This window comes from Brevibacillus brevis (assembly GCF_031583145.1).
In the GTDB taxonomy this organism is placed as follows: Bacteria; Bacillota; Bacilli; order Brevibacillales; family Brevibacillaceae; genus Brevibacillus; species Brevibacillus brevis_E.
Genome location: NZ_CP134050.1, coordinates 5,404,403 through 5,426,359 on the forward strand (window position 1 = coordinate 5,404,403; position 21,957 = coordinate 5,426,359).

General features: G+C 54.4%; 24 protein-coding genes. 8 read left to right on the plus strand and 16 right to left on the minus strand.

Annotated elements, in window-relative coordinates; genetic code table 11:
* Positions 1-99: 99 nt before the first annotated feature.
* Positions 100-1,506 carry a DUF1254 domain-containing protein gene (locus RGB73_RS26720; protein WP_310766176.1) on the plus strand — a complete coding sequence of 469 codons (1,407 nt, stop codon included), beginning with the start codon at positions 100-102 and terminating at the stop codon, positions 1,504-1,506.
* 216 nt (positions 1,507-1,722) lie between these two features.
* Here RGB73_RS26720 and RGB73_RS26725 read toward each other — a convergent pair whose 3' ends face one another.
* The 5 genes from RGB73_RS26725 to RGB73_RS26745 form a co-directional block, all read right to left on the minus strand.
* Positions 1,723-2,583, minus strand: a complete 861-nt coding sequence (locus RGB73_RS26725) for an RNA polymerase sigma-70 factor (protein ID WP_310766177.1) — start codon at positions 2,581-2,583, stop codon at positions 1,723-1,725.
* Between the two features lie 44 nt (positions 2,584-2,627).
* Positions 2,628-3,800 carry an NAD(P)/FAD-dependent oxidoreductase gene (locus tag RGB73_RS26730; protein ID WP_310766178.1) on the minus strand — a complete coding sequence of 391 codons (1,173 nt, stop codon included), beginning with the start codon at positions 3,798-3,800 and terminating at the stop codon, positions 2,628-2,630.
* 148 nt (positions 3,801-3,948) lie between these two features.
* Complete coding sequence (locus RGB73_RS26735; protein WP_310766179.1) at positions 3,949-4,872, minus strand: glycine betaine ABC transporter substrate-binding protein; 924 nt, start codon at positions 4,870-4,872, stop codon at positions 3,949-3,951.
* Between the two features lie 11 nt (positions 4,873-4,883).
* A complete protein-coding gene (locus tag RGB73_RS26740; RefSeq protein WP_310766180.1) occupies positions 4,884-5,723 on the minus strand; it encodes an ABC transporter permease in 840 nt (279 codons plus the stop codon).
* Positions 5,720-6,946 (minus strand): quaternary amine ABC transporter ATP-binding protein, encoded by a 1,227-nt coding sequence (locus RGB73_RS26745; protein WP_310766181.1) that lies wholly within the window; start codon positions 6,944-6,946, stop codon positions 5,720-5,722. The genes RGB73_RS26740 and RGB73_RS26745 overlap by 4 nt, the downstream gene beginning before the upstream one ends.
* A gap of 260 nt (positions 6,947-7,206) precedes the next feature.
* Here RGB73_RS26745 and RGB73_RS26750 point away from each other — a divergent pair, with 260 nt between their 5' ends.
* Both RGB73_RS26750 and RGB73_RS26755 read left to right on the plus strand, forming a co-directional pair.
* Entirely contained in the window at positions 7,207-7,755 is a 549-nt protein-coding gene (locus RGB73_RS26750; RefSeq protein ID WP_310766182.1) for a GbsR/MarR family transcriptional regulator, read from the plus strand.
* 261 nt (positions 7,756-8,016) lie between these two features.
* Positions 8,017-8,586: a cysteine hydrolase family protein gene (locus RGB73_RS26755; protein ID WP_310766183.1), complete on the plus strand. Its 570-nt coding sequence runs from the start codon at positions 8,017-8,019 to the stop codon at positions 8,584-8,586.
* A 54-nt stretch (positions 8,587-8,640) separates the two neighbouring features.
* Here RGB73_RS26755 and RGB73_RS26760 read toward each other — a convergent pair whose 3' ends face one another.
* Positions 8,641-8,844 carry a YwbE family protein gene (locus tag RGB73_RS26760; RefSeq protein WP_310766184.1) on the minus strand — a complete coding sequence of 68 codons (204 nt, stop codon included), beginning with the start codon at positions 8,842-8,844 and terminating at the stop codon, positions 8,641-8,643.
* 96 nt (positions 8,845-8,940) lie between these two features.
* Between RGB73_RS26760 and RGB73_RS26765 the strand changes: the two genes are divergently transcribed.
* From RGB73_RS26765 to RGB73_RS26780, 4 genes are all read left to right on the plus strand, one after another.
* Positions 8,941-9,417: a hypothetical protein gene (locus RGB73_RS26765; protein ID WP_310766185.1), complete on the plus strand. Its 477-nt coding sequence runs from the start codon at positions 8,941-8,943 to the stop codon at positions 9,415-9,417.
* A gap of 313 nt (positions 9,418-9,730) precedes the next feature.
* A complete protein-coding gene (locus RGB73_RS26770; protein WP_396136239.1) occupies positions 9,731-9,877 on the plus strand; it encodes a cold-inducible protein YdjO-related protein in 147 nt (48 codons plus the stop codon).
* Between the two features lie 89 nt (positions 9,878-9,966).
* Positions 9,967-10,275, plus strand: coding sequence for a hypothetical protein (locus RGB73_RS26775; RefSeq protein ID WP_310766187.1), 309 nt, complete (start codon positions 9,967-9,969; stop codon positions 10,273-10,275).
* Positions 10,276-10,500: 225 nt separating this feature from the next.
* The gene (locus tag RGB73_RS26780; protein WP_310766188.1) at positions 10,501-11,535 is read left to right on the plus strand and encodes an acyltransferase family protein; all 1,035 of its coding nucleotides are present in this window, start codon (positions 10,501-10,503) and stop codon (positions 11,533-11,535) included.
* Positions 11,536-11,573: 38 nt separating this feature from the next.
* Here the strand turns inward: RGB73_RS26780 and RGB73_RS26785 are convergent, their stop codons facing one another.
* From RGB73_RS26785 to RGB73_RS26795, 3 genes are all read right to left on the minus strand, one after another.
* Positions 11,574-12,710 (minus strand): histidine kinase N-terminal domain-containing protein, encoded by a 1,137-nt coding sequence (locus tag RGB73_RS26785; protein ID WP_310766189.1) that lies wholly within the window; start codon positions 12,708-12,710, stop codon positions 11,574-11,576.
* Between the two features lie 107 nt (positions 12,711-12,817).
* Positions 12,818-13,576: a hypothetical protein gene (locus RGB73_RS26790; protein ID WP_310766190.1), complete on the minus strand. Its 759-nt coding sequence runs from the start codon at positions 13,574-13,576 to the stop codon at positions 12,818-12,820.
* 79 nt (positions 13,577-13,655) lie between these two features.
* Positions 13,656-14,030: an alpha-helical endospore appendage domain-containing protein gene (locus tag RGB73_RS26795; protein WP_310766191.1), complete on the minus strand. Its 375-nt coding sequence runs from the start codon at positions 14,028-14,030 to the stop codon at positions 13,656-13,658.
* 357 nt (positions 14,031-14,387) lie between these two features.
* Between RGB73_RS26795 and RGB73_RS26800 the strand changes: the two genes are divergently transcribed.
* Positions 14,388-15,788: a methyl-accepting chemotaxis protein gene (locus tag RGB73_RS26800; protein WP_310766192.1), complete on the plus strand. Its 1,401-nt coding sequence runs from the start codon at positions 14,388-14,390 to the stop codon at positions 15,786-15,788.
* Between the two features lie 30 nt (positions 15,789-15,818).
* On the opposite strand, the gene RGB73_RS26805 is transcribed toward RGB73_RS26800, so the two are convergent.
* The 7 genes from RGB73_RS26805 to RGB73_RS26835 all read right to left on the minus strand — a co-directional run bounded on the left by RGB73_RS26805 (position 15,819) and on the right by RGB73_RS26835 (position 21,936).
* Positions 15,819-16,721 carry an SDR family oxidoreductase gene (locus RGB73_RS26805; RefSeq protein ID WP_310766193.1) on the minus strand — a complete coding sequence of 301 codons (903 nt, stop codon included), beginning with the start codon at positions 16,719-16,721 and terminating at the stop codon, positions 15,819-15,821.
* A 366-nt stretch (positions 16,722-17,087) separates the two neighbouring features.
* The gene (locus RGB73_RS26810) at positions 17,088-17,948 is read right to left on the minus strand and encodes an N-acetylmuramoyl-L-alanine amidase (RefSeq protein ID WP_310766194.1); all 861 of its coding nucleotides are present in this window, start codon (positions 17,946-17,948) and stop codon (positions 17,088-17,090) included.
* Positions 17,945-18,409, minus strand: a complete 465-nt coding sequence (locus tag RGB73_RS26815; protein WP_310766195.1) for a phage holin family protein — start codon at positions 18,407-18,409, stop codon at positions 17,945-17,947. The genes RGB73_RS26810 and RGB73_RS26815 overlap by 4 nt, the downstream gene beginning before the upstream one ends.
* 116 nt (positions 18,410-18,525) lie before the next feature.
* On the minus strand, positions 18,526-19,974 hold the full coding sequence (locus RGB73_RS26820; RefSeq protein WP_310764996.1) for a transposase: 1,449 nt from the start codon (positions 19,972-19,974) through the stop codon (positions 18,526-18,528).
* A 287-nt stretch (positions 19,975-20,261) separates the two neighbouring features.
* Positions 20,262-20,378 carry a CD1375 family protein gene (locus RGB73_RS26825; protein ID WP_310766196.1) on the minus strand — a complete coding sequence of 39 codons (117 nt, stop codon included), beginning with the start codon at positions 20,376-20,378 and terminating at the stop codon, positions 20,262-20,264.
* Entirely contained in the window at positions 20,378-20,572 is a 195-nt protein-coding gene (locus RGB73_RS26830) for a hypothetical protein (protein WP_310766197.1), read from the minus strand. Before RGB73_RS26830 ends, RGB73_RS26825 begins: the two co-directional genes overlap by 1 nt.
* A complete protein-coding gene (locus RGB73_RS26835; protein WP_310766198.1) occupies positions 20,569-21,936 on the minus strand; it encodes an Ig-like domain-containing protein in 1,368 nt (455 codons plus the stop codon). Before RGB73_RS26835 ends, RGB73_RS26830 begins: the two co-directional genes overlap by 4 nt.
* Positions 21,937-21,957: the final 21 nt, after the last annotated feature.

A 21,957-nucleotide genomic window follows, 5' to 3' on the forward strand; every position in this document is an offset into this window, starting at 1 on the left:
AGGATAATGGACGCTGCGTCCTTTCCGGTGGAATAAAAGCCTCTTCTCCGTGAACAATACGGGTGCACCCCATTTTTTCCGGATTGAGGGAGGAATTATATGAAACGATTCATCCGCTGTGCCATGCTGACCAGCTGTGTCCTGTCCCTCGCAACCCTTTCCCTGTTTCCCGTACACCCTTCGTCAGCGGCTTCGGACCGGAATCCGCCGGCTATGCAGATCAGGCAGCTCGCCGAATCACGGGAGAAGCTGGCCTATTCGTTGGGAATACAGGCATACCTGTACGGCTATCCGCTCGTCGTCGTAGCGAAGACGAGGGGAGACATGACACGACGTCTTGCCCCGCTCGACGAGTTTGCCTATTCGGAGTCGCTGGCCTCTCCGGCTTTTCGCGAGATCGTCACGCCCAACTCCGATACGCTCTACCTGAACGCATGGCTGGACTTGTCGCAATCGCCCGTCCTGCTCGAGGTGCCAAACGACCCGCAAAACCGCTACTATACGGTGCAAATGCTGGATGCCTACACCAATACATTTCACAATGAGTCCAACCGCAGTACGCAGCAGCAGGCTCGGCAAAGCATCATCGTCGGTCCGGGCTGGAGCGGCCCGCTCCCGAAGCACCTCAAAAGAATAGACGCCCCGACCAACACCGTGTGGCTGGTGGGACGAGTAGAAGTAAAGGATAAGCAGGACCTCCCCGCGGCCCTCGCTTTTGAAAAGCAGATCCGGATCCATCCGCTCCTCCCGTCCAGGCTGGAGCGTTCGAAGCGTACTGCTCCTGCCGTACCTGCCGACGCCCTCCAGTCGCTGTCCTTTTACCGCATCATGACGGACATGATCCGTCAAAACCCGCCGCCGGCATGCGACAATGTGCTGCTCCATCAGTTTGCGCTGGCAGGGATCGACGTACAAACCGGATTCGACCCCGCACGACTCGATCCGGCCACCCGCGTCGGCCTTCAGCGGGCCCTGCAGGATGGCCCCCGGATCGTGCAAAACGGATTTTTCCCCTATACGACGGTGAAAAACGGCTGGGGCTCTTTCTCTCCGATCGGCTCGTATGGAGACGACTTTCTGGCGCGCGCATTCATCGCGTACTCCGGGCTTGCCGCCAATGTCCCAGCGGAAGAGGCTTACTTCCGCGCACTCACGGACTCTGCGAACAAGCCCTTGTCCGGCGCCAAGAAGTATCTTCTGCACTTTGACCGGGACCAGATTCCCCGGACGACGGCGTTCTGGTCCATCAACGTCTACACCCCTGCGTCCTATTTGGCGCAGACGAAGGCGAACCGCTCTTCGGTGCGAAGCAATAACGGGACCCTGCAGCTGAACCCGGACGGCTCACTGGACATCGCCATTCAGCAGGAGCCTCCGAAGGATAAGCAAGTGAACTGGCTGCCGACCCCTTCAGGGGATTTCAATCTCGTCCTGCGCATATTCGCTCCGGAGCAGGGATCGCAGGGGCCGGGGTACAACTTGCCTCCTATTCAGGAGAGGCGATGACGTACACCTTGCCTCCTTAGTCGGGTGAGACGCCAGATAATCGGGGGATGGAATGAGCCATCGTCGAGAGAAGCACATTCCCGTCTTCGCTTCGTGCTTCGCCCTGCCAGAAGATGTGGAATGACAATGGAGAACCAATCTCCAATCTTCGAGACGAATACAAAAAACCCGTTCCCCTGTAAGAGGAACGGTTTTTTTTCGCTTACCATACGATTTTCACAAAAACTGCAGCTTTTCCGGGTTGCGGACGAAGTACAGGCGGTCAGCCACTCCGTTATGGAACGCAAATAGCACCACGGTTTCCGGCTTGCCGCCCTCCCGGAAAACGAGTCCGGTCTGCCCGTTCATGGAGACCAGCTCCGGCTGCAGATTCCTGTGCGCGTAAAACTTGCGCTGCAAGCCAACCAGGAATTGAGCGATGCGTTCGGCGGATAGGATCGGATGAAGGGCAGCCGACACTTTGCCCCCGCCATCGGTGAGCAGTACGGCGTCCTTATCGAGCAGAGACAGCAGGGTATCGACCTTGCATTCTTCCAGTGCGGACAGAAACTTGCCGAGCCATTCGGGACTGAGCTCCTTTTCCGATGTGGCGATCGGGTCGTCCGGTTCGAGCCCCATTTTTCCCTTGGCCCGGCTGATGATCTTGCGGCAATTGGCCTCGCTTTTTCCGACCAGCTCCGCAATCTCGTGATACTCAAAACCGAATGCTTCCCGGAGGACAAAGACAGCTCGTTCCCCCGGCGACAGCTTCTCCAGCAGCACGAGCATCGCGTAAGACAGCAAGTCTTTCTGGAGCACGGATTCGTAGCTGTCGATATAAGTGGCAGCGACAGGCTCAGGGAGCCAAGGCCCGGTGTAGAGCTCCCGTTTTTTGCGAGCCGATTTCAGCAGATCGAGGCAGCGGTTGGTCGTCATTTTGCACAAATACGCTTTTGGCTCCCCGACCTGATCCCAGGAGACATCATGCACCTTTAGGAACACGTCCTGGACGACATCCTCCGCGTCGGCTGCCGAGCCAGTCATTTGATAAGCCAGACCGAAAAGCAGTCCTTTATACGTTTGGTATAAAGCCTCCACTCCAGGCTCACTTCCTCTTTTTGCAGAATCGGTAAAATTTGCCTTCATTTTACCATACTGGCAACATTCCAGGTGAATTCGCGGAGCTTCCACCCCAGCTTGCCTGTCAGAATGATGTCCAACCCCCATTTTCTTGTCCAGACGATGCCGCGATTGGGGCCCAGGCCGATGCAGAAGAAATCCATGTAGCTCTGATGCAGAGGAGCAGGCGCCCCTTGCAAGTCAGCCAGCACGATCTGGGCGAGGCGAGTCGCCTGTCCCGTCGCTTCCTTGCAGGTCATTCTATCCGCTCGGCCAGTCGCCGGGTCCACGATTCGCGCGCAATCCCCGATACTGTATACGCCGCTCGTTCCGACCACCCTGTACGACGCGTCGACCTCTACCTGTCCTTGCGAGGTGAGAGGCAGGCCCATCCGGCGCAAGAGAGGATGGGGGGTTAGGCCGAGCGCCCATATGCACAGTCCGACAGGCAAGGTCTGCCCATTGGAAAGCGTAACAATCCCAGCCTTCTCGTGAAGCACCTTTTGCTTGTGCAGCACGGTGACACCCCCCTCGCCCAGCAGCTGCTCCAGCCGTCTCGCCATCTTGATCGGTCCTTCCGGGAACAGCCGGTCTTGGGCGTTTACCAGATACACGCTGACATCGTCCGGACGAATCCCTAGCTGTGCCGCCTCCGCTCGCATCGCATAGGCAAATTCGGCCGACATTTCGATCCCGCTGATGCCGGCACCGGCTACGGCCAGAGTCAGCAGGCGTTGCCGTTCCTCCCGATTTGGCTCCTCTACCGCCCTGCGCAGGTTTTCCTTCCAAAGAGCACGAACCGTCTCCGCATCCCGCACGTTGGTCAACGAGATGCCTCCCTGCTCCGGAAGAGCCTGCCGCACTTTGCTCCCGACAGCAAGCACCAGGACGTCGTAGCTCAGCTCTTGCTCCATGCTTTCTTTGTCGATGTACAGCAGCGTTCGTTCGCTTGCTTTTACGGTTGTCACCATTCCCTGTACGAGCTCGACGCCTTCCGGGAACAGCTTTTCCAGCGGGACGGCGACATCCGTGTCGCTTACGGCCGGTTTGAACAGCAGCACTTTCCGCAGATGGTGCGGGTTTTGATCGATGAGAATCAGCCGAAGCTCCCGGCCGCCCACTATCTTCTTCAGTTCATGGACAGCGTGTATGCCAGCATGCCCTCCTCCGACCACCACACACGTGACGGGTTTCATAGCCATCGCTCCTTTTTGGTGTTTCCCATATAACGACGCAAGGCGCGATTTTGTGACATCCTGCACCGGAAGCAAAAAAAGCCCTGGCCTGATGGATGATCAAGCCAGGGCTGTTGAATTAGAGGTGGGAGTCATGCAATAAAGCCGTTTACTTCTTGAGGTCTTCAATCGAGTTGATGTTCATATAGGTCGGAACTGCCAGACCCAGCTTGGTGCCGTCCAGGTTTGGTCCGAGATCCTCGACGGTGGAGCCGAGTTTTTTATAGTAATCCGCATGGGTCGTAGGCAGCCATGCCGCTACCATACCGTCCACATCCCCGTTGGAGACGCCGATCCACATCGGACCTGCCTCCACCTGGCTCAGCTCTACCTGATACTGCAGCTTTTGCTCCAGGACGGTTTTGACTACATTCGTGCTGGCAATTTCCGAATCCCAGGCGACATAAGCCAGCGTCAGCTTTTTGCCTGGAGCGGGCTGAATGCCTTCTACCCATTTGTTTACGGTATCCTCGTTGTTTTTCACCCAGTCGGCAGCAGCCTCCTCAGGCTTTTTGCCGTCGGCGATGTCCAGCATGACTTTTTCCATGTCAGACGCCTTCCACTCGAACTTGTCGAGAAAAGCGTACGCGCTCGGCTGGTCCTCTTTCAAGCCTTTGCGGACGATCGTGTGGATCTGTTCATCCTTGCCGAATACGCCTTTCGGATCGTCCAGGTACTTCATTTCAAACTTCGAGAACATCCAGTGCGGCGTCCAGCCTGTGACGATGATCGGCTTCTTTTCTTTATAGGCTTGCGTCAAAGCTGCCGTCATCGCCGCGCTGGAGCCTTCCACCAGCTCCCAGTCGTCCAGGCCGTATTCCTTCATTGCGTTCTCGGCGGCCTTCATCAATCCGGCACCAGGGTCGATTCCGATGATTTTGTGGTCTACCTGCTCACCTACATTGCCACCGGCTACCTCGGTATTGCCGTTGGACGGCTGATTGTCCTGCGGCCCGCTGCTCGAGCACCCTGCCATCAGCATGCTGAGTCCCAATGCGACTGCGAGTCCTTTGAACATGGTTCGTTTTTTCATGAAAACCCCTCCTACGCTTTTTTTCTCTTTCCTACCCCTTGCGTGATGCGGTCCAGCAGAATCGCCATGATGACGATCGCGAGACCTGCCTCGAAGCCTTGGCCGATATTGATTTGCGTGACGGCGCGATAGACGTCCGCCCCCAGGCCCTTGGCCCCGATCATGGACGCGATCACTACCATGGACAAGGCCAGCATGATACTCTGGTTGACCCCTGCCATCATCGTAGTTTTGGCGATCGGGAGCTGTACCTTCGTCAGCTTTTGCCAGTAGGTGGATCCGAAAGCATCGGAAGCCTCGGTCAAATCGGCAGGGACCTGGCGAATCCCCAAGTTGGTCAGGCGGATGGTCGGTGGCATCGCGAAAATGACGGATGCGATGACCCCTGGCACCTTCCCCAGTCCAAAGAAAAAGATGGCGGGAATCAAATAGACGAACGCCGGCATCGTCTGCATGAAATCAAGCAGCGGCGTGACGACCTTTTGGACCGAGTCGTTCTTGGCGCACCAGATCCCGACCGGAATCCCGACGACTACGGAAATCAAGGCCGCCGCGAGCACCAGCGAAAGAGTCTCCATGGAATGCTCCCAATAACCGAGATTTTGGATCAGGAGCAAACCGATGAAGGTAAACAAGGCCATCGTCCACTTGCCAGCGCGAAACGCCAGCAGCGCGATCAGTATGATGACCACCCAAAACGGCAATCCGGTCAGGATCGCATGAAACAAGTCGACAATCCCGCCGATGACCGCGGAAATCACGTCAAAGACAATCCCCAAATGTTTATCCAGTCCGTCTACAATGGCTTCAATCCACTCATCCAAAGGCAGCTTCGGAAACAGTTGACTCATTGCGCGTTCACCTGCCCTTCCTCATCAGCCGGCACGGTGCTATCCGGCTTGACCTTGCCTGCAAGTCCGCCCAGCACGGCGCCTTTGACGATCACGCCCAGCAAGCGGTCATGCTCGCCTGTGACGGCAACCGGAATGTCGGAAAACGCCACGAGGTCGAACAGCTCGTTCAAGAGCGTCTGCGGGCCGACTTTCGGTACTTCTGTGCGCAGTACATCTTCCAAAGCTTTGCCCGCCAGTTTGGCGTCATTGACGGCATCGGCGGTCAGTACGCCGAGCAGCGTCTTTTTCTTGTCGACGACGTACAGGCTGGAGACGCCGCGATCCCGCATCATTTGCAGGGCGACACGCGGCCCTTTGTCCAGTGTGATCGTCTCCGCCCGCTTCATGACGTGCTCCGCCGACAAGACCTTCGAGCGGTCTACGTCCTCTACGAATCTCTCTACGTACTCGTTGGCCGGATTGGTCATGATTTCTTCCGGGGTGCCGATCTGCACGATCGCCCCGTCCTTCATCAAGGCGATCCGATCGCCGATCTTCAGCGCTTCGTCCAGATCATGCGTAATAAAAATGATGGTTCGCTGCATGGAGCTCTGCAATTCCAGCAGCTCATCCTGCATGTCTTTGCGGATGAGCGGATCGAGCGCGCTGAACGCTTCGTCCATCAGCAGCACATCGGGATCGTTGGCCAGCGCGCGGGCCAGGCCGACACGCTGCTGCATTCCGCCGCTGAGCTGATCGGGATAGCTTTGCTCCCAGCCAGCGAGACCGACGAGCGCCAGCGATTCCTTCGCCTTCTGCTCGCGCTCGCTTTTCGGTATATTTTGAATTTCCAAGCCATACGCTGCATTCTCCAGGACGGTTCTGTGCGGGAACAGGGCGAATTTCTGAAACACCATCCCCAGCTTCTTCCGTCTGACCTGCTGCAGCTGTTCCGCATTCATGCTGACGATATCCGTACCGTCAATGAGGATTCTGCCCTCCGTCGGCTCGATCAATCGGTTCAAGAGCCGGACCAGCGTGGATTTCCCGCTCCCCGACAGCCCCATGATGACAAAGATCTCGCCGGCGTGTACCTCAAAGCTCGCCTGGTTCACACCCAGAGTCAGACCGGTTTCCTTTAAGATTTCCGACTTGGTCTTCCCCTGTTTGACGAAAGGCAGCGCGCGATGCGGCTGGCGTCCGAAGATTTTCGTCAAGTTTTCTACTTTGATTTTGGGCATATGGTCACCTCCAACTTTCTACCCGATTCCGGACGATGATTACCCTTCTCATTGTATCGGTGCTGGATTTTTCCCTCAAATTGGCTGAGACTCGATAATCGGGCGTTTCGAGCGTTCAGAAAAAACTTTACGTACTTTTCTTACCGTATTCGCAGAATACCTCGTATATACTGTACGATATCTTCATTTACTTTTCCCGGCCGGAAACGTACAATCTTAGTCAGGTAATATGAAAGACTAGAGGAGCTGCTTTTTTCAAAATGGATACCACACAGGAACGAATCCTGGAAAAAGCTCAGGAACGCGTGATCGAGACCCTTGCCCGCAACATGGATTTATACGGCATTACCATGTCCACTGGGCTGTTGTACGGCACGTTGCTGTTTCAGGACAAGTCAATGACGCTCGATGAAATGGGAGAAGCGCTGGGGATGAGCAAGACCAGCATGAGTACCGGCGTTCGCACGTTGATGGACTTAAATATGGTAGAGAAGATATGGAAAAAGGGGACGCGAAAAGATCACTACGAGGTCAATCTGGACTGGTACCAGAACTTCATTGATCTCTTTTCTGTCAAGTGGCGGCATGCCTGCGAGCAAAACGTCGTGAGCTTGAAGAAGTCGCTGCTGGAGCTCCGCGCCCTCCGAGAAACGGAAGATATCACGGAACAAGATAGAGAACGGGTCGATCTCAGTATCGAGCGGATCGAAAATGGATTGGAGTACTACCATTGGCTGTCCCGCCTGATCGACACTTTTGAATCGCACGAGATTTTTCAATTTGTGCCAAAGAAAAAGCTGGAGTCGTAAACCGCATAGAAGAAGGGCCTCACTTCCCCGCCGGATGCAGCGGGAACGAGGCCCTCTTTTTTTGTATAAAAGTACCAGGCAATCATGGTACACTACGACTACAGGCTGCTGTTTAACGAAGCATCCCTGCACCTTGCATGGAGAAAGGGGTTGGCGTAGATGAACACAAAAAAACTTCGGAATTCTCATAGATGGACGGTTGTGAACATGGAAAAAAAGGGGGAGCTGACCAGCTAGCCTCCCCCGCCAAGGAGGACGTACATGAATCGCAAGACAGCCTTGCTCGTGATCGACGCTCAGACAGGAATCATCGAGGGAATGTCCCATGATCCGGTTTATCAAAAAGAAGCATTACTGCAAACCATTCATTCTTTGGTTACCCAGGCCCGCAGCAGAAACATTCCGGTTTTGTACGTGCAGGATCTGGATGTCGCTCCCGAAGGAGACCCGGCCTTTGCCATTCATCCTTCTATCGCTCCCGCTCCTCACGAGCCGGTCTTCCGGAAGAAAGCGACGGATGCGTTTCACGGTACGGACCTGCACGAACGACTGCAGGAGATTGGCATCGATCACCTCGTCATCGCCGGCTGCAAAACGGAATACTGCATCGACAGCGCCTGCCGGAGAGCGACGACCCTCGGTTATGATGTCACGCTTGTCGGGGACGGCCATTCTACGAACGACAGCAGCGTGATGCCGGCCGAGAGCATCATCGCGCATCACAACCGCTGCCTGCACGGCCTCAGCAATCTCGAGCCGTTCGTCGTGGTTCGCACATCCGCGGAGGACGTGTTTGCTCCGATCCACGACTTCTATCGGACGCACGAATAAATGAAAAAACGGGCGGGCCATCCAGCATGGCCGTGCCCGTTTTTTCGTTGGCGGCTATTCGCCCTTTCCGATAATTTCCTGCACGCGGCCCACTTGCCCATCCGTCAGCCGCACCTTGATTCCGTGCGGGTGTGTGGCAGAATTGGTCAAAATGTCCTTCACGATGCCGCGCGTCCGCTTGCCCGTACGCTGATCCTGCTTCAATACAATATCGACCGTCAGCCCGGGCGCGATGTCTTTGCGGTTTTTCCCGTTCATGTCCGTAGATCCCCTTTCTGCTCTGCGCGTTGTTTTTCTTTCCTTGTCTCACCTGTGATATAATCGACAAACAAATCCATCTCATCGGAGGAATTCATGCTTACGTTTGAAGAAAAACTGGCCATTATCGAATCTTTCCCGGAGTTGACGCGCAACGACGTCTCCCTGGGGCGGGTGAACTTCCATTTCGAAGGCAGCGTGCACGAAAAGAAGACGGTCGTGTACCACCTTCACCCCAATGGCAACGGTTTCGTTTACGGCGCGTATCTAAAAGGATATCGCAAGGACGACAAAGGATTCGTCAACATCCGCGAATTTTCGGCGGAAGAGCTGCGCACCATCATCGCGGCATCCATCGACATGCTTTCCCACAAACGCGAGACCGCTCCCCAGGAGAAAGTCTCGGCCGAGCCGCAAAAGGAAACGTGGGTGGACAAGAAAAACGTGACCTTGCTGCTCGAGCAGGAGGATTCGCTGTGGAACGTCTATCACGGGCTGAACCTCGAAGCTTCCTTCGAATCGTACGTCGAGGCTGAAAACTACCTGAAAGAAGAAGGATTCTCCCGCCGCTAGTCCAAGGTGCGGTCCGCATCCTCCTCCCATCATAAGCAACAGGCAGCGGCCAAGCAACCGCTGCCTGTTTTTTTGTTTTCCCTGCGCATTCGGCTGAAATTCACTGAAAACTCCGTGTTATTCCCCAACGCGCCATGATTTTTCGTTATCGATTCCCGCATAGGACGATCAGAAAATCTTGGTATATTCATGGCCGTTCCATCACACATTAATAGAGGTTAAGGTCCGCACCATGCCCCGCAAAGGAGGAGTTCATGTGTATTTCTCTAAAAAAGCAGTGGTTCCGGTCGAAGAAGAGGAAACAGATGTATGGATGTGCACAAGCGACAGCTGTACGTGCTGGATGAGAGATAACTTTTCCTTTGACAATAGCCCGAACTGCCCCTTTTGTCACTCCCCGATGGTGAAAGAAACGAAAGTCCTGCCGGTTTTGACCAACCACAGCAAACGCCATTCCTAAAAGCATAACTACTCTTTTTTTCTTGCGAGCGCTCCTTCTCTTCCCTACAATAAACACATGACCGTCCGATAGGGAGAGGAGTTTTGCCCATGATGCGAAAAGAGATGGAAGACCAAGTGATTCAGGCATACCAGCGCGACGAGGGCATGATGATTCTCGTATTCGCCCAATGGTGTGTCAACCATGGACTGGACCCGCACGAGCTCTATCGCCGTGCCTATCCGGACCAAGGCACCAACCCCTTGCTGATCCAGATGGTGGAAAATACCGTCCCCAAAGAGGAATCCGAAGACATCCCTGACGAGACCCTGCTCGGCGTCCTGTCCCTCTATGGAAACGACGATTTGGCGTTCGTGGTCAGCGAAGAAATGGAACGGCTCAAACGGCAAAACGGTTAGCGAAGCAAAGTCACACGAGGGTGTGGCTTTTTTCTTTTGCCCTTTTTTGCAACTTCCATGTACAGGCAATCCGTCTAATGTTTACATGCCAAGTGAATCCCCCAATCAAATATAATTCTAAGAAACATTTCATATGATGGAGACCATTCCGCAGGGACAATCGGCCATTCGCAGTTTATTGTTTGCGTACGATCGCAAGTCGACAAAACATAAATGGAGAATGCTATGTATACTGACACGAAAATGTTGAAGTCTCTTTTCTACATCCAACTGTTTTCCAGCTTTCTCGTCGTAGTCGGTCACTTCACCGCTTCTGCGATGTATTTCAACGATCCTTTCTGGATTGTCGCCTTAAACCAGATCAGCCGATACGGTACGGTGCTGCTGACGATCGCGACCGGTTACCTGACCGCCTATTCGTTTGATAAAAAGCAACCGAGCTTCCGCGAGTTTTTTACCGGCAAGCTCATCTACATCGTCATCCCGTATCTGGTTTCAGGGGTTCTCTACCATTACCTGCTGAACAACGTGATGCCCCACACGCTGCGGGACTTTGCCAACATCGTGCTCGGCAAAACGGGTGACCATCTGTACTTCGTGTTCATGATTTGCCAGTACTACGTGGTGGCTTATCTGCTTCGGAATGTCATCACCAAGCGCAATATTCTTTTTGTGATCTGGATATTGCTGGCGGTGCAGTACGTGTACATCCATTACATTCACCAAGGCTGGCTGGGATTGACGACCCGGCATGTGCTGCCGACCTGGATTTTCACCCTGTACATGGGGCACCTGATTTACTGGTATCGGGAGTGGATTCTCTCCTTTTTGCGCAACAACCGCTCCATCCTGATGCTTGTGACAGGCGTCTCCACTGCGGCTGCGATCTTTTTTGTCGTTTCGAGCAAGCTTTACGTGGCGGTTCATCTGACATTTGTCTTCGCCACGCTGCTGTCCTTCCTGGTGCTCATGGTGTTTTTCCTGGAGCTGGTCGACCATGTGAACATCAAGTTCCGCAAAGGCCTGACCTACTTCATCTTCCTGTTCCACTCCGCGTTTCTCATCCTGTTCAAGGATGTGCTCTACGGGTGGTTCGGAGAAGTGTCATGGATTTTCCAAAACACCTGGTACTCGCTGATTTACCTGGCAGCCATCTTTGCATGCAGTGCCCTCTTCTCCGTTCTGCTCGTCCGTCTGGTCAGATGGCTCGAGAAGGCATGGAGCAATATGGGGCGCGTTCGCAAGGAACGTCTGCAATAGGTTGACGGGAAGCAAAAAGGGGCTTTCCCCCACCGTTTTCACGGTATGGGAGAAAGCCCCTTATTTTCGTGAGTACGCCCCAGTCCCGGGCTGAACTCCATGGTAAACGTAGTGTTCTCGTCCGAAGATTCGCACGTAAGCGTACCTGCATGCCTTTCGATGATTTCTTTGCAGACGTACAGCCCAATGCCTGTCCCCAGCTCCTTGGTTGTGAAAAAGGGCTCAAAGATGACAGGCAGCAGATCCTCGGGGATGCGCCCTCCGTTGTTCGAAATGGAGATCTGGGTCGTATCCTCCGCCTGAACTACATCAATCGTGATCTGTTTGTGGCCCGCTTTGCGCTGCAGGGCATCCAGGGCGTTGGAAAGAATGTTGATGAGCACCTGCTTGATTTCATCCCGGTAACCGGTGACTTCGCTGGCGGGATTGATGCTGCACTGGATGTCAGCATTGACGTCGACGATGTTCGGATAGAGGAAGGAAAGGATTTCTTCAAACAGCTGCTGAAGGTTAAAAACTTCTATGTTTCTTTGAATGGCCCCCTTTTTGGAGACCAGCAAAAATTGCGAGACTCGGAAGTTCAATTGATGCAGTTCATTCATGATAATATCGACATACGGGAGGTTGGGATAATCCTCCGTCAGCAGCTTGGAAAAGCCGATAATGGAGGTCAGCGGATTCCGAAACTCGTGTACGAAACTCGATGCCATCTGGCCCAAAATGGTCAACCGATCCTTGTGGGACCGCTCGATAAACAGTTCCTTTTCGGCCAGATCGTTGTTTTTCAGATCCGTATATTTGGATACGGCGTGAACCAGAAAAACGTCGAAGCATTCATTGATCTTGATGATCGCCGGAACGAGAGTAGACGGTTCAAAGGACCCGGTTTGCAGCAAGTCCAGAATCAGGCGGCGGCCCAGGCAGACATTGTAGACGAAATCGCCGATGTTGCTGTCGGCCTGATTGCGTTCGCTCGCGACTTTATAGGCCAGCTGTCTGATGTCTTCGTGCGTCACCTGTGCCCGAAAGTACCCGATCACCATCCGGTACAGAGCTTGTCCATTTAAAGGGATCACGTCCTTGAACTGATCGTGATCGGAAACGACAATCTGCTCTCGAAACGCCTGGACCATTTTTTCCTCGTGCTTATCCAAAAATGCTGTCAGCTCATCCATCCGCACCTGTCCCCACTTACGCATGTACACGTATGTTATTTTTGCAAATATTATACTATACCGCAGGGGAGTTATTGTTTAAATATTTCGACTCATTTTTCTGCCCTTTATTCATCGACTCCATTGGATCGGCTGATTCGATTCTGCCGTAAGCTGCGCGGCCCCCATACCCCGTCGTTTAGCCATGGCTTCGCCAGAGAGCGCGCAGGCGGAATGATCCGTATTTCCAGTCGCGGACTAATCCCTTGCCTATCGATCCCTTCCATCCTTTCCCTGGCCCTCTTCACCCAGCCCCTGGCAGCAGGGCTCAAATAACCATGTGAACCCTCCAGTTTTTTGACCGCAGCGAGCAAGGCTTCTTGCTCCTCCTGATGCGCTTTGTCCGGCTGCCATCCGGTATCGGCCATCAGGATACTCAACAACTTACGCTTTTGTTCCAGGATGCGGAAAAGTTCATCGAGCTGCTGAAACATGCTATCCCCCAGCTGCTCGACTCCCTCCTTAAGCGGCTCGGACGAGACAGCTTGCGAAACCAGAGAAAGGACTCCCTCCCCCAGGGAGACCGCTGCCGCCAGCGCCTGTTGGCATGCTTCGTACAGCAGCCGGGCCATGTCAAACGATTCCCAATCCTTGACTCTCGACTGTATAAACGGCAGCAGTCTCCGTATTCGAACAAGAGAGATCCAGTGTTTAAAAAGGATGGCATCCATTACTTGATTTACAATCTCGATCCCTGCTTGAATTTGTGTCAGCCTTTCTTCAAGCAGCTGCTTATCCGGCGACAGCAGTGCGAAACGCATCTGGCGTGACAGAGAATACGTCAACGCTGTCAGAGCGTTTTCCGCAGCAAGTCCGGACTCAGCCAAACGCTTGTATCCGTCATGAGGTGCTTTTCGCCCTCGCTGCCAGATCCAATCCCTTGCATCCCCATATAGCCCGGACCTGTCAGTTGTCATTTTCTTCTGTGGACTCAGCCACGTCCTCATTCTCGACGACTTTGTCCATTTCTTTGTACGGAGCGGGTTCCCTGCCTGCGCTGTTGCTTTCCAGCTCCAAAACATGATCCAATCGAAACTGAAGAAGGATTTGTTTGCTGACAATGCTGCGGAGCATCCGTTCGACACTCTGGTTGACACGGAGGAATTCCTCGAGGCTGACATCTTCTCTTTCCAGGAACCGCTGTATTTTTTCCCCCTCCGCATTCATGAGCTGAGACAAGCTCATTTCTTCCATGGCAATCGATGTTAACAGCAAATGAATGACTTCACTCCGTTCCAGCTTCATGAGAGGGGCAAGATCCGTTAAATCGGAAAGCGTCATCGCCACAACCCTCCATTTCCAGTATGTAGTCCACTCCACAGTCTGGAGTACGTTTCCAAAACTCTACCACCATTCTATTTCCGGGAGCTGACCTTTATGTATGAGGTATTTCTTCTGTCTGCCACAGTGGTTCAGGCCGGTTGGCACGTACAAATGGAGCGAACGGTACGGGGCCATTTTCGATCAGGTGCCTCATGAGGTGAGGGAAAGAGATGTTTGTGTCATATAAACTAACACATAACCAACAAGTTCACGTTTTTTCTATTCAAAAAATCAAATGTTGTAAATATATCCGCTATTCATGTAAGATTAAATAACATAAACATAACGTTATGAGATGGAGGAGGAATCAGTCGCGTGGGGTTATTACTGAAGATTGTCAATGCGTACAGAAATCCGGCTGCCCATGAATCGACGAATGGCCAGCTCATGACGGATGATATCGTGGTCGCCACGGACCGGCTGGAGTCGATTGTCGAGCGGATTTTCAACGAATCGGGGCGAATCGAGCAGGCCTCGGGCAACGTCCTGACGATGAGCGAAACGATCTTGCGCCACCAGACGGAAGCTGTGGACGGGGTCGAGGCTCTGAATCACTTCCTGCAGTCCGTGCGGCATCGGGCTGAGGATTCGTCGGCCCAGGCCAAGATCATGCGCGAGACCAATGCGTCTTTGGAGGAGGACTTGCGCCATGCGACTCAGGCATTGACCGACACCAGCGAGACATTCGCCAGCCTGACGGGCAGCACGCAGCGCACCTCTCAAGCGATCTATTATCTGCTCGAACAGATGCAGCACATCGCCGAGATTCGGAACATGCTGAAAAACATGGTCGAGCAGACCAGCATGCTGGCCATGGACGCATCCAGCGAAGCGTCGCATGCGGGGGCGAACGGACAGACGTTTGCCGTCGCGGCCGGGAGCATCAAGGAGCTCGCAGACAGCGGCAAGCGCAGCCTGCTCGACATCGACCTGCTCCTTCACAACATCCGGCAAGCCTCGCTGGAAGTGCTCGCCGTGTTGGACAAAAACCAGCAGCTGATTGCGTCAAACAAGGAAAAGCTGGAGGATAGCCATCGCTTTCTGAGCCAGGTGCAGGGACGATTTGACGTGCTGGAGCGCATCATTTCCGCCAACGAGGAGGCCTGCCTCGGACAGGTAGAGACGGTGCAAAAGATGGCCGGACAGCTGACCCAGCTCCTGAACAAATCGAAAGAAAGCACCCGGCTGGCAGCGGATGTGCAAACCATCTCCGCCGGCCAAAACAGCATCGTCAAACATTTGCTCGAGGCGAGCAAGCATCTCACGGATATTTCGGACGAATTTTCCGTCGTGGTCAAGCAGCGCAGCGAACACGTGGAGATCGTAGACAATCCCCAGTTCACCATCGATACGTTTGCCCAATGGAAAGGGACGATGGAAGCGTGGGCCGCGCAGGACGGCCTCTTGCAGTCGACGCCCGAAGAGCTGCAGGAATTGTTTCAAACATGGATCGAGAAAACGGCCGCCCTGGAGGCGGTCTGGCTCAACAACGCCGATGGCGATTTCCTGCACTCGCTTCCTCCCGCAGGCATTGTAAATGCCAAAAGGCGCCCCTGGTTTACCGGCGCCTTGCAGGATGGCTTCTACATTTCCGCTCCCTACCTCTCCGCGATTACCAAGAAGCCTTGCGTGACCATCTCCATCCGCGTCGCAGGCAAAGATGGCAGCCGCGGAGTGCTCGGCGCGGATATTCACTGCTTCGTTTCCGAAGAATGACGGCCAGGCAGGCGGCCCGGTCGTCATTTTTCAGGACTCGACCATCGTACCGCCGTTTACATGAAGCACCTGTCCGGTCACATACCCGGAATCGTCGGACGCCAAATAGACGTATGTAGGCGCCAGTTCAAACGGCTGCCCTGCCCTCTTCATCGGGGTTTCCGTCCCGAATTCCGACACCCGCTCCGCCGAGAAACTGGATACGATCAACGGCGTCCAGATCGGACCAGGAGCCACCGCATTCACCCTGATTCCCTGCCCGACCAGATTGAGAGAAAGCGAACGGGTAAACGAGACGATCGCGCCCTTGGTCGAAGAGTAATCAATTAGCGTCTTTTCGCCTTGGTACGCCGTGACCGAAGCCGTGTTGATGATGGTGCATCCCGGCCGAAAGCACGGCAGCACCGCCTTTGTCATGTAAAAGAAGGAGAAGATGTTCGTGCGAAACGTATGCTCGAGCTGCTCGTTGGAAATGTCCAAAATGCTGTCCTGTGGATACTGGACGCCGCAATTGTTGACGAGCACGTCGATTTTCCCAAAGTGAGCGAGGGTTTGTTCCACAACATACGTCGACGCGCGCGGATCCTGGAGATCGCAGGCAAGCGCCAGACATCTTTGGCCCAACTGCTCCACCCGGCTCCGGGTCGCTTCCGCATCCACATGCTCATACAAGTAGACGATGACCACATCCGCCCCTTCCTTGGCAAACGCGATCGCCGTCGCCCTGCCGATCCCGCTGTCCCCTCCCGTGACAATCGCCACTTTTCCCCGCAGTTTGTTCGCGCCTGTGTACGAGGGATTTTCCGAGATCGGCTGCGGCACCATAAGGTATTCGAGGCCCGGCTGGCGATCCTGATGCTGGGGCGGGAAGGACACCGGCGTTTCTTCGCATTTGGTGCGATACGCATAATTCGGATAGACTGGATAATACATGGGACGTACGCTCTCCTCTCTAATCGGCAATGCTACCACCCAATGTATTCACAGCCCCATATTCGTGACACCAGCCCAACTGGGCCAGACGAACTCATATATCATTCGCAATGGCTTCATCATTTCCGCACGTCTCTTCCCGCCGCACGTTGCAGCGCTGCTTGGCGGCATTGCTTGCTCCTCTAACCGGCACAGCCCTTCCCCGACATAGCTGATCTCGCTTTCCTTGATAGAACAATTTCCTTCCAATCAAACCGGGAATAGACCCTCCAGTTATCCACAGATTGTTGAGAAATCTGTGCATAAGACTGTTGTTTCTGTGGGTATTCCCTTAATAAGCTGTGGATATTATTCAATCAAAATTTTTTATCCGGAACTTGGCGTTGTTTTCACCAGCCGGACGGTTCTGCTCTCCTGCTCCCACTCCACCTGCATATCCAGCAAGGCTGCCAGCTCTCTCGTCGCGCTGTATGCCGTCCCGTTTTCAATCGTCACAGGCAGCGCCTTTCCGTTCACCGTCACTTTCTTGGGTCCGGCGTCCCACTCCACTTTTCCCCCCGCCGCTTCCGCTACTGCGCGGACTGGCAGGTACGAAACGCCCGCCCGCAGACGGCCTTTTACGGGCAGCGTCACCTGAATATCACAGTTATCCACATCCACCTGTGATTTTTGTGCATAACCTGTTAGTAAGCTGTGGACACCCTTTTTGAACTGTTCCCACGCTTCCGCCGCGTTTTGTCCCACGTACTTTTGCGCGTAGTCATCCGATGCGAAGAAGGCCGGGCAGTTTTTTCCCGTGATGTCATAGTGCCGCCAAAGCTTGTCCACCCCCCACCCGTACCGATGGAGAATATCTGCCGCAAGCTCCAGTGTGTTGCGGTACATCGCCCGGAAATCCCCGTCTGCATTGACGCACATCTCGATGCCGATCGTGCAGTTGTTCGGGTAGGAACTGAGCCGCTCCAGGGCAGCGGGCTTGTACGACTGGGCTCCGACGTGGTACCCCATTTCATTTTCCGGCAGGCAGCGCACGATCTGCTTGTCGCAGACGATGTAGTGCGCGCTGGCCACCGTGGTCGGGCGGTTGAAGTAGTTGCGGTTGGCGATGGCATTGGCGCCCTTGCCTTCATTGGCCGTCCAATGGATCACCAGTCCCCGGGGAGTGATCCGTGTCCCCGGTCTGGCGTTTGGATTGGTCAGGAGCATTTCCGTAATCTGCAAAGTCATTTCCCTTCTTTCTGCTTCATGGCCCGTTCGGTCTTGGCCTTGATCTCGGTCTCGACCAGATTGACGATCGCTTTCGGCACCGGCCAGCCCGCCCGATGCGCATTCGCCGTCAAACTGTTCCAGGTGTGATAAATGAGCCCGAATGTCACTCCGTAAAAAAGAAACCCCGGCGTCGCCATCACGCGGTCAAGCAGGTTGGCAAGCGCGGGAAGGGCCAGGAAAAACATCGTGCGCGGCAGACGGCTCAGTCCGTATTCGGACGAGTAGGTCTTGTCCTGCTTCTTGGCCGCCTGAATCCCCGTGACCCAATCCAGCGCCGTGCAAACCAACAGGACAACCAGAATGTCGGCGCGCCCGGTTCCGTAGAAGTAATGAAAAACGGGAGCGACGACCGCCCCCGTGGTCGCGGCCCACCCGTGCGCCGGTGTCACCGCGTGCTCTACGCTTTGCCAAAATTTCATGTGCTCATCTCCCTTCTCACCCCCTTGGGGTAAATATGAAAAGCCTCGTTAGGAACGAGGCTGGTTGTCAGTCTTGGTGTCATTTAGATTGGACGCCTTTCTAGAAGTCCGGTGATTTAAGTCAGTTGTATCCGTCTCTTCGGCATGAAAAAAGAGGAAAACAACCCAACCAACGCCGAAATGAGCAGGTCCGACACCGCCTCCATCATCACGGATTTCGGTTTTGGACATGCCGAAATACCGGTTTGGGGTCGTTTCTTCTTAAACCGGCATAGTTTTTTCAGATTTTGAACGATTGCCGTGAGCAGTGCCTGCTCCTGCATGCAATCCAGGCCGCGGCTCCGCGCGCGACCCAGGCCATGCGCGACTTTGCTTTCGGCAAACACATGCTCGCACCGCGTCCGTAACTTTTGCAGATGACGGTAAGAACCCTTGAGCTGAATTTGTTTGGCTTTGTTGCGGATTTGGATTTCTCGGATTTTGGCCAGACGCTTGCGTTGTTTCTTCGGATCGTTCGTTTGGCGTTTCCAAGTCGGTACATCTTCCAGTGCCAGGTTGCGAAGCGAAACCAGAGGAATAATCCCTTGCTCGAACAGCGCTTGCAGATAATCTGTCGTACCGTAGGCTTTATCGGCAGAAAGCGTGCGAATCCGGATTTGCGGATGGGCAAAACGGATCGCGGCCAGCTGTTGCAAGCTCGTCTCGCGTTCAGCCGTTCCGGACGCGATGCTCGCTTGCGTAGACAGAATGACGCCGGATTTGACATCCGTCACATGATGCACCAAATACCGCAAATGCGCTTCCTGACCGTTGCTCTTTTTGTACAAGCGAGCATCCGGGTCCGTCACGCTGCGGTAGGTCTTGTTCGAGAACCTTTTGCCATGAAAATCTTCATGTGTCGCTTCGTCTTCCAGACGCCGTTCTGTTCGCGTGGGCGGTGCGGGCGGCCGTCTGTCATCATCGGAATCAGCGGCGTCACCTTCGGGTTGCTCGTCTTGCCGGGCCATGCGAGCCAGGTAGTCTTCAATCGACTCCACAGGTGCCAGAGTGATTTCTTTCAAGCTGTGGATAGAAGCGTTGGCGCGTACTTGGGAACCGTCGACTCCCGCATCTACATCGGGTTGGACCAGTCCGGCGGCGATGCACTGATCGACGACATGTTTCATGAGCGTGTCGAAAATACCGTGTTTTCGCCACAATTTCCGGGTCTTCACCAAGGTCGTCCGATCCGGCAGGGACGGCCTGGATGGATCCGGGCGCAAGACGGATTCGAAATCCAGTCCGCAAAACCACAAGTAGCCCCCATGCATGGGCAACAGTTGATACAATTCCCGTTCGGAATGGTTGAACAAATACGAAAGCAGCATGAGTCGAACCATCCGCTCCGGGTCAGCCGCCGGGCGTCCGGTACGTTCCGTATACAGCGGCGCCACCCAATCATGGACGATGGAAAAATCAAGCGCTTCGTTCAGTTGGCGCAAGATGTGCTTTTTCGGTACGAGTTCATCCATATCCACAAATTGGAACATCTGAGGCTGGATAGCCGATGACTTATAGGCTTTCATGTTCAATCACTCTTTCGATCATCGTGTTACGATATAAATTCGACAAACCCGTGATAAAGGCCTGCTTACGCGGACTTTTTCACCGGACTTCTAAATGTTGCGAGAAAAGGCGTTTACACTCACAGAGATGTCTTACTTGTCCCCAGTCAGCGTACCTCCGCATCGCTTTTTACCGCTGGTTGCCAACCAGCCGTACACCAACAAAGGCGTGATGAACTGCTACAATTTGTGCTACATAGTCGCTGCATGACATCAACTCTTTTTAGATCGCGAGCCAAACTCCCAGATTAAAGCATCGTGTTTTGAATATCGAGCCTTGCCTGCACTTCCTCCCGGAGATTGGCCGGTACCTGATCAATGGTCCGGCGCCCGGCTATCACCAGATTGTAGTAAATCGTTGCCATTATGCGGTTCCTCCGATCTGTTCTTTGAGGGCGAGCAGCTCTTCATAGACCTGGGCTGTGGCTTCCATGATGTTCAGCTTGTCTTCCTTCTCCGCAGCCAGCTCCCTTTCCAGCCGTGCGATTTTCTGCTCCGGGGACTCTTGCTGTTCCTCCCGAATCACTGAGATCGGCGTACGGTCCTGAAATTTCATCAATCGAATGCACCCCCGAATCCGTTCAACTTCACACGCTCCGTTGCGGAGCCCTTCGCGATGACCACCCAGATGTTAATGGCCCAGTTTGTTGCTGTCTTCGTCGTGTTCGTGAACAAGTAGCCGCGGTTCGTTTTCACCGCGTTTGTCGCGTCCTCCCAGGTAGGGGAGGCGTCCAGGGCATTGTTGCATACCTTCACGCTCTCGATCGTCGCGCCTTCCGGGATATACCGCTCCAGCGTCACCAGCACCCGCTGTGGCATGCCATCCAGGACGAAGTGGGCTTGCACGTCCGGGTTGTCGAAGTTCAATACAAACTCGATGTGCGTCTCTGTTCGGGTGAAGGTGTAAACGCGTTCTGAATACGAGCCCGCGCTATCCGTTGCTCGGATCCTGATCTCATGCTGCACATTCAGGTCCAGCCGGATCCAGGCGTCATGATCGATCTGCACCACGTAGTTTTCACCGGCCGTTCCATCGAACGATCGGATCTGCTTCCCGTTCAGGTACTCCGTGAAAGTGAACGTGTTACCCTCGGGATCGACCGCTGAGTAATCCACGGTCGGCGGCTGCATAAATGTGCCAAGATCGCCATCCTGGCCGCTGATGGTCGGTGGCCGGTTCCAGACGACACGGAACTTGCGAGTGACCTCTGGGCTCTTTCCGCTCTTGTTGTCCTCCGCCCAGATAGTGAGGGTATGGTCGGTATTCTCCAATAAGTCCCTGCCGGTGATGTCCGTGCTGCCGAGCCAGATCCGCTTATTCCGGTACGTGAGAGTCTGGTCAAAAGAAATAGGCGTCGAGCTCCCTTTTGAAACGCCGGAGGCTGCCGCCTGTGCTGCACCACTGTTCACTTTGTAGAAGACCGAAACAACGTCACCGACATCCTCTTCCGTGGCCGACCCTTGGAGGTCGAATGTCACGCCCTCGGTCAGGATCAGGCCGTCATTCGGAGACGTGACGGTGACGACTGGCTTCTTGTTGACGTTGATTGCCCCGTAATATTTGACCGCGCCGGTATCCTGGAAGAACGTCGGGGGGATCGTGAATTCTGTCTGGAATGTCGGATCGTACATGGATGCCGGGACTGTGCCTGCTGCGACAGTATAAGGACCCGACCATGAAGCGAATTCGTCCGTGGACTCGATCCGCTTGATATTGCCGCCGTCCTCGTAGTGGATCGTCAGCTTTCCGTTTTTGTCACTGGTGATGCTTGCGTTCTGACCTTTGACCAGCTTTTTCGGAGTGGCGAGCCAGTCTGCGCCGGTCGTTGCGTTTGAGTAACGGATGTACGGATTTACCGTATCACTTGAATCCGTCCCATGCCATACAACGTGCAGCTTGCCGTTTGGCGTGCGGATTACCATAGGTGAGGATTGGTCGTAAGA

Excerpts from the sequence above, each read along its gene's own strand:
- RGB73_RS26820 (WP_310764996.1), bottom strand. The coding sequence starts at position 19,974 with ATGAAAGCCTATAAGTCATCGGCTATCCAGCCTCAGATGTTCCAATTT.
- RGB73_RS26810 (WP_310766194.1), bottom strand. The coding sequence starts at position 17,948 with ATGACTTTGCAGATTACGGAAATGCTCCTGACCAATCCAAACGCCAGA.
- RGB73_RS26815 (WP_310766195.1), bottom strand. The coding sequence starts at position 18,409 with ATGAAATTTTGGCAAAGCGTAGAGCACGCGGTGACACCGGCGCACGGG.
- RGB73_RS26835 (WP_310766198.1), bottom strand. The coding sequence starts at position 21,936 with ATGGTAATCCGCACGCCAAACGGCAAGCTGCACGTTGTATGGCATGGG.
- RGB73_RS26745 (WP_310766181.1), bottom strand. The coding sequence starts at position 6,946 with ATGCCCAAAATCAAAGTAGAAAACTTGACGAAAATCTTCGGACGCCAG.
- RGB73_RS26785 (WP_310766189.1), bottom strand. The coding sequence starts at position 12,710 with ATGGATGAGCTGACAGCATTTTTGGATAAGCACGAGGAAAAAATGGTC.
- RGB73_RS26775 (WP_310766187.1), top strand. The coding sequence starts at position 9,967 with ATGATGCGAAAAGAGATGGAAGACCAAGTGATTCAGGCATACCAGCGC.
- RGB73_RS26735 (WP_310766179.1), bottom strand. The coding sequence starts at position 4,872 with ATGAAAAAACGAACCATGTTCAAAGGACTCGCAGTCGCATTGGGACTC.
- RGB73_RS26825 (WP_310766196.1), bottom strand. The coding sequence starts at position 20,378 with ATGGCAACGATTTACTACAATCTGGTGATAGCCGGGCGCCGGACCATT.
- RGB73_RS26765 (WP_310766185.1), top strand. The coding sequence starts at position 8,941 with ATGCTTACGTTTGAAGAAAAACTGGCCATTATCGAATCTTTCCCGGAG.
- RGB73_RS26740 (WP_310766180.1), bottom strand. The coding sequence starts at position 5,723 with ATGAGTCAACTGTTTCCGAAGCTGCCTTTGGATGAGTGGATTGAAGCC.
- RGB73_RS26730 (WP_310766178.1), bottom strand. The coding sequence starts at position 3,800 with ATGAAACCCGTCACGTGTGTGGTGGTCGGAGGAGGGCATGCTGGCATA.
- RGB73_RS26795 (WP_310766191.1), bottom strand. The coding sequence starts at position 14,030 with ATGACGCTTTCCGATTTAACGGATCTTGCCCCTCTCATGAAGCTGGAA.
- RGB73_RS26755 (WP_310766183.1), top strand. The coding sequence starts at position 8,017 with ATGAATCGCAAGACAGCCTTGCTCGTGATCGACGCTCAGACAGGAATC.
- RGB73_RS26760 (WP_310766184.1), bottom strand. The coding sequence starts at position 8,844 with ATGAACGGGAAAAACCGCAAAGACATCGCGCCCGGGCTGACGGTCGAT.
- RGB73_RS26780 (WP_310766188.1), top strand. The coding sequence starts at position 10,501 with ATGTATACTGACACGAAAATGTTGAAGTCTCTTTTCTACATCCAACTG.
- RGB73_RS26805 (WP_310766193.1), bottom strand. The coding sequence starts at position 16,721 with ATGTATTATCCAGTCTATCCGAATTATGCGTATCGCACCAAATGCGAA.
- RGB73_RS26720 (WP_310766176.1), top strand. The coding sequence starts at position 100 with ATGAAACGATTCATCCGCTGTGCCATGCTGACCAGCTGTGTCCTGTCC.
- RGB73_RS26770 (WP_396136239.1), top strand. The coding sequence starts at position 9,731 with ATGTGCACAAGCGACAGCTGTACGTGCTGGATGAGAGATAACTTTTCC.
- RGB73_RS26750 (WP_310766182.1), top strand. The coding sequence starts at position 7,207 with ATGGATACCACACAGGAACGAATCCTGGAAAAAGCTCAGGAACGCGTG.